Source organism: Pantoea sp. UBA6567, assembly GCF_002434165.1.
GTDB classification, from domain to species: Bacteria; Pseudomonadota; Gammaproteobacteria; order Enterobacterales; family Enterobacteriaceae; genus Pantoea; species Pantoea eucrina.
The window spans coordinates 1-554 of the sequence record NZ_DJJN01000002.1 but is presented as its reverse complement, the minus strand read 5'-3'; the positions used below and the strand labels follow the sequence as shown (position 1 = coordinate 554).

Annotated in this window: 1 protein-coding gene; it reads left to right on the top strand. The window is 69.7% G+C overall.

Annotated elements, in window-relative coordinates; genetic code table 11:
* Positions 1 to 282 (top strand): hypothetical protein (locus tag B4M48_RS00430; RefSeq protein WP_288655742.1); only part of this gene is annotated, 282 nt, incomplete at its 5' end.
* Between the last annotated feature and the right edge of the window lie 272 nt (positions 283 to 554).

The following is a 554-nucleotide window of genomic DNA, read 5'->3' as shown; positions in this document are numbered from 1 at the left end:
CAGCCCGCGCTCTCGCCGGCATCCTGCCGGCTCGCCCTGGCCGTCACTCTGCGCCCGGCGCTGCGGATAGCGCCCCCTTCCCGCCTGCACATTCATTTTTTCATTCTTAAAAGGTTGCAGGGTCTGAACCTGCGAACAAAATCCACAGCCATAAAAAAAACCAGGAAAGAGAAAAAAGTGGAAGCCGGGGAAAGCGCCATCCGGGTCCGCCGAGGGAGGGCACGGTTCCGGGATGAGCCGACAGGACGTCGGCGAAAGGGCGCGGTGAGCAGGAGCGAATAGCGCCCGGTCCCAGGGAAGCGGGCGTGAGCGAGGGAACCGCGCAGCGGCGGGCGGGGCTGGCGCAGGGCCGGGGAGTGCAGAGGGCGCGGCCAGGCGCCCTCTGCCCGGTCGCCGTGCCGGGGCAAAGGCTGCTGCCACGGCTGACGGCGAACGGAACCGGCCCCGGGGCAGCAGCACGCGGCTGTGCGCTAAGCAGCGCGCGGCACCGGGGGGGGTCCGCCCGCCAGGCTTCTGGCAGTTTCAGCGGCGCTCCCGCACGCGGACGGGCTAAG